Consider the following 5,369-nt stretch of genomic DNA (forward strand, 5'->3'; position numbering starts at 1 on the left):
ATGTATAGAGATTCATTGCAACACTTTTTTCAAAATAATCTATAAATAAGAGACTGTACTATCAATCACCCTTTATATATTGGTGTATACCTGTTAGCACAGTCTCATTTATGGAGTCTCTTAATACTTCTTTCTCTAAGCAATGATCTCCTGAATATACAAATCTCGCTCCAACATTAGGTTAACAATCGTACCCTCTACCTTAATCATAGGACGTGTTGGATTAGCACGGTCAGTAAATATGATCTCTCCATGACGTCCATCGCTCAGACGTATTCTGGTTCCATTAAACAAATCTGTACTCTTCTGTATAAAGGTCTGTACAACAACTGGGTCAAGCTTACCGAAGCTTTCTGTCATTATCTGCTCTAACACTAAATAAGGAGACTTTGCTTTTCTATAAGCCCTTTCTAGAGTCATAGCATGGAATATATCTGCTACCGCTACTACTTTAGCGTAAAAATGAATCTGGCTACCTTCTAGCTTAAGTGGGTAACCAGACCCATCGACCTTCTCATGATGCTGCAATGCCGTTAGTCTTACCCCTTCATTAATCGCTGTGACATTACGCAGTAATTGATAGCCATATGTAGTATGTCTGCGAACCTCTTCTATTTCGGCACTATTAAGTGATTCCGGCTTATGTAAAAGAGAACTATCTACTTTCGCGTTTCCGATGTCATGTAGTAATCCAGCAAAAGCGATCTGCATCCAATCCTTTTGCGGATACCCGCACCACTGAGCGATCTTATAGGATGTTAACGCGGACAGCACGGCATTGTGATAGTTGTAATCCTCGTCTTTTAGCGTACGTGGAGAAAACTTCAACACATGATAATCCTTTAAATGACTAATTAGTAACTCTAACTGACTCCGCAACTCAAAAATAGGAAGTGAGGCTGCCGTTACCGAACGATAGCTGGTTCTAATAAGTGCGATCATTTTTTCATATTCATCATGTAGTGGGGAATTGTTCTTGATCAGCATCGATTCATTTATAATCGCTCCAGCTTTAAGTGCTGTCTGCTTGGCGTTTTTTTTGACAGCATCAGAGTTGGCCTCTCCCTGAACACCTTCGATCTCCACTTGCCCAACCAAAAAAGCTTCTAAAATTTCTAGATCACGGGGAAGTAGTATTTTTCCCTTAGTGAACAAAATTCCCCCCAGAGGTGTAGTTACATCTTTGGTTATCTTTGAGCCTGCTTTAACTTCTCCAGCCAACACACTTGGCATATACTCAGCCCCTTAATTTCTATAACAATAAGCTCAGGATTACCGAAATCTAATATGACAGATAATTTCTGAGAAAATAGTACTTTATATACTGATTTATACTCTATCGGCTAATTATAGTACGGATAAAAGGAAGCGACTAGTGAAATGAAAACTATTCTTATAAAAATTCTCATTAAATTTCATTAAATAACTTGCTATTAATTAATCACAGCAAAAAGAGCAAGGGACTCTGTAATAGAATCCCTTGCTCTTTATTGAATATAACCTACTCTAAGTTATCTTCTTGATCCTCAGCGATAGTTTCCGGTTGATCAATATCACCAGATTCATCTACTGTTACTTGTTCCTCGAGGCCTTCCATCTCTTCAGACATTTCGTCCTCTTCGTTCTTATCCGCTCTACACAGGGTAGCCACAGCATCATCCTCGCGGATGTTAATTAGCTTAACCCCTTGCGCATAACGGCCCATAGTAGAAATTCCATCCATGCTGGTACGGATCAAGGTACCGCTTGTAGTAATGATCATTAAGTCTTCGTCATCTCTAACAACCTTAAGACCAACTACAGGGCCATTCTTCTCTGTGAGATTAATGGTCTTGATCCCTTTACCGCCACGAGTCTGAGAACGATAATCACCAGCTGGGGTCCGTTTACCATAACCCTTGCTAGTAACAATCAGGACCTCAAGCTCCTTATCAACACAGTCCATACCGATGACATGGTCATTACTGTCAAGCGTAATGCCCTTCACGCCAGTCGCGCTACGGCCCATAGAACGAACATCATTCTCTGAGAACGTAATCGACATTCCGCGAGCTGTACCGATAATAAGATTCTGCTGACCATCTGTCAGCTTAACCTCAATTAGGGAATCCTCTTCACGAAGATTAATAGCGATAAGTCCGCCCTTGCGGATGTTATTGTAATCCTCAAGTGGCGTCTTCTTCACGATACCTTCGCGGGTAGCAAAGAACAAGTACTTGTCACTATCGCTCTCTTCCACTTGGATTACGGCACTAATCTTCTCACCTTGTTCAATTTGAATCAGGTTGATGATTGGTGTCCCACGTGCAGTACGACCCAGCTCTGGGATCTCATAAGCCTTAATCCGGTACACCTTACCCTTATCGGTAAAGAACATCAGATAGTTATGAGAGTTACTCACGAAGAGATGCTCCACAAAATCCTGGTCCTTGGTGTCCATTCCTATAACTCCGCGCCCTCCGCGCTTCTGGCTGCGGTAGGTGCTGACAGGTAGACGTTTGATGTATCCCGTATGTGTAATAGTGATAACAACCTCTTCACGCGGAATAAGGTCTTCATCCAGGATACTTTCTTCACCAACCGTAATCTCTGTCCGGCGATCATCAGAATATCTATCACGAATATCCTGCAGCTCGTTGCTGATGATTTCCAGTACAAGATGCTCATTCGCCAAAATTTCACGGTACTCTGCGATTTTAGCGAGCAATTCGTTATATTCATTCTCGATCTTTTCCCGTTCCAGACCGGTCAGACGTTGCATCCGCATATCGAGGATTGCTTGAGCCTGTTCTATACTGAGGCTAAAGGTGCTCATTAATCCATCACGGGCGATATCCGTTGTCCGTGACGCGCGAATTAACGCAATAACTTCATCCAGATGATCCAGCGCAATACGCAGACCTTCTAAAATATGAGCGCGTGCTTCAGCTTTTTTAAGATCAAATATTGTACGACGACGGATAACTTCAATCTGGTGCTGCAAATAATGATAGAGCACATCACGCAGATTAAGAATTTTCGGCTCGTTGTTTACAATGGCAAGCATGTTGATCCCAAATGTGGATTGCATAGAAGTATGTTTATATAGATTGTTCAACACAACATTTGGATTCACATCGCGTCTCATCTCAACAACTACACGCATACCGTTACGGTCAGACTCATCTCGAAGATCTGTTATACCCTCGATCCGTTTCTCACGTACTAATTCTGCAATTTTCTCAACCAATCTTGCCTTGTTCACCTGATATGGCAGCTCATGTACAATGATGCGTGCCTTACCGTTGTTTTCTTCAATCGTTGCCTTAGCACGCATGGTCACTGAACCACGCCCTGTACGATAAGCTTGACGAATGCCCTCACGACCCAAGATATATCCAGCCGTAGGGAAATCAGGGCCTTGGATATACTCCATCAATTCCATAGGTGTGATATCAGGATTCTTAATCATCGCCTGCACACCATCGATAACTTCGCCTAGGTTATGCGGTGGAATATTAGTAGCCATACCTACAGCTATACCAGATACCCCATTCACGAGCAGGTTCGGATAGCGAGCTGGTAATACAACTGGCTCATTCTCTTCACCATCATAGTTGGGTGCGAAATCTACTGTTTCTTTGTTCAAATCTCGAAGCATTTCGCCTGCAATCTTGGAAAGACGGGCTTCTGTATAACGCATCGCTGCAGCCATATCACCATCGATCGAACCAAAGTTCCCGTGACCGTCCACAAGCATATAGCGCATAGAGAAATCCTGAGCCATCCGTACCATTGTTTCATAGACAGCTGAGTCACCGTGAGGGTGGTACTTACCGATAACCTCACCGACGATTCTTGCCGATTTCTTATGAGGCTTATCCGCAGACATTCCAAGTTCCGACATCGCAAACAAAATGCGTCGGTGAACCGGCTTGAGTCCGTCCCGCACATCTGGCAAAGCCCGGCTAACAATGATGCTCATTGCGTAATCCATAAAGGATTCACGCATTTCCACGCCAATGTCCCGATCTTTGACTTGTGGGTTATTTTGTTCAGCCATGAGTTGCTGGACCTCCTTCAGTTAAAAAACCGCTACCCTTAATTATATTACTTTCACAAAAGTAGCACAATTAAACATGATAGCCTTTTATCTTCTAATATTGATTTCTTTTGCGCTGATTAGGGTATTCGCCCTTTCCGCAAATGTCTTTAGTACATAGACTGTAAAGACAAGAAACACGGTTTTATTATCCTAGTATCGTTCGATAAGGCATAACCCCATATCCTTATATTATACCATTGTTTAGGTAGCTTGTCCTGATTTTCAGCTGCCAAAGATTATGCTTCCACAGCAAGTTTTGCACAAGGGAATTCAAATGAGCAATTGCTGCACAAAATTGTTAAGGAGGAAGATAATGAAGATTCAACGTGTCCCAAGTAAATGGGCTAAAACAAAAGTTATCCTTCAAAATCAATCTCTATCTCTATATGTGCCTGATACCCGTAAATACGATTTAAGTGTTCTTAAAGAAATGCTTGCGTTATATGCTATGGTCTATATAAAACCTGATCGCGGAAGCTTTGGTATTGGTGTAATGAGAGCTGAGCAGCGTACGGTGATTTTAAGTCCTAGCCAGCAAAAGACTGAAATAAATGTCACCGCCGATAACGAGGAGAGACAACAGCAAGAAGCACAGGTCCTATATATTCTAAGATATGCAAAGATGGCAGAAGTTTTCTTCTCCCCCGAAGAGCTGCATGAGGCCTTACAGAAACGAATTCAGAACCGTACCTACCTCGTCCAAAAAGGAATTGATCTCCTGCGTCACCAAGATCGTCCCTTCGACCTTCGAGTTCTTGCCCAAAAGACTCCATCAGGTGCATGGGAAACAACAGGAATGCTCGGAAGAGTAGCTGCCCCTCAGAAAATTGTCACCAATTATCATAGTGGAGGCAGTATTCAGTCAGTAAATACATTATTAAAAAATCATATGAACCCTTCTGAAACACTCTCCACGATTAATCAATTAAAATCTTTAGGCGTACAAATTGCAGGCCAATTGGAAACTACCTATCCAGGAATTAAAGAAATTGGTCTGGATATTGCCATGGATCAGCATATGGATATGTGGCTGCTTGAGGTCAACACGCTTCCATCTATTGTTGTATTCAAGTTATTTCCTGATAAATCTATCTATCGTAGAATACACCGCTATGCTGTAGCATACGGACGTGTAAAAGCTAGAAAATCGCCATATACTACCCGCAATAGACAATATAATAAAGCCTAAAAAACCGGATCTGAAAACAAAAAACCTCCAGCATTCTCATTCCATTAGGAACAGAAGCCGGAGGTTTTATTAAAATATAAGAAAGTATAAGTTTCA

3 protein-coding genes are annotated in these 5,369 nt (G+C 42.0%); 1 reads left to right on the forward strand and 2 read right to left on the reverse strand.

Annotation, left to right across the window (positions count from 1 at the left end; genetic code table 11):
• Positions 1–135: 135 nt before the first annotated feature.
• Both CA598_RS30870 and gyrA read right to left on the reverse strand, forming a co-directional pair.
• Positions 136–1,233, reverse strand: coding sequence for an HD-GYP domain-containing protein (locus CA598_RS30870; protein ID WP_094878975.1), 1,098 nt, complete (start codon positions 1,231–1,233; stop codon positions 136–138).
• A gap of 268 nt (positions 1,234–1,501) precedes the next feature.
• Positions 1,502–4,042: a DNA gyrase subunit A gene (gene gyrA, locus CA598_RS30875; RefSeq protein WP_094874790.1), complete on the reverse strand. Its 2,541-nt coding sequence runs from the start codon at positions 4,040–4,042 to the stop codon at positions 1,502–1,504.
• A gap of 355 nt (positions 4,043–4,397) precedes the next feature.
• On the opposite strand from gyrA, the gene CA598_RS30880 reads away from it, so the two are divergent.
• Positions 4,398–5,273 carry a YheC/YheD family protein gene (locus tag CA598_RS30880; protein ID WP_094874789.1) on the forward strand — a complete coding sequence of 292 codons (876 nt, stop codon included), beginning with the start codon at positions 4,398–4,400 and terminating at the stop codon, positions 5,271–5,273.
• Positions 5,274–5,369 lie beyond the last annotated feature (96 nt).

Origin of the sequence: Paenibacillus sp. VTT E-133291, assembly GCF_002264395.1 — a bacterium.
Taxonomy (GTDB): domain Bacteria; phylum Bacillota; class Bacilli; order Paenibacillales; family Paenibacillaceae; genus Paenibacillus_AQ; species Paenibacillus_AQ nitricinens.

What these genes read in the sequence shown, in the direction of transcription:
- CA598_RS30870 (WP_094878975.1), bottom strand. Translation starts at nt 1,233, where the DNA reads ATGCCAAGTGTGTTGGCTGGAGAAGTTAAAGCAGGCTCAAAGATAACC.
- gyrA (WP_094874790.1), bottom strand. Translation starts at nt 4,042, where the DNA reads ATGGCTGAACAAAATAACCCACAAGTCAAAGATCGGGACATTGGCGTG.
- CA598_RS30880 (WP_094874789.1), top strand. Translation starts at nt 4,398, where the DNA reads ATGAAGATTCAACGTGTCCCAAGTAAATGGGCTAAAACAAAAGTTATC.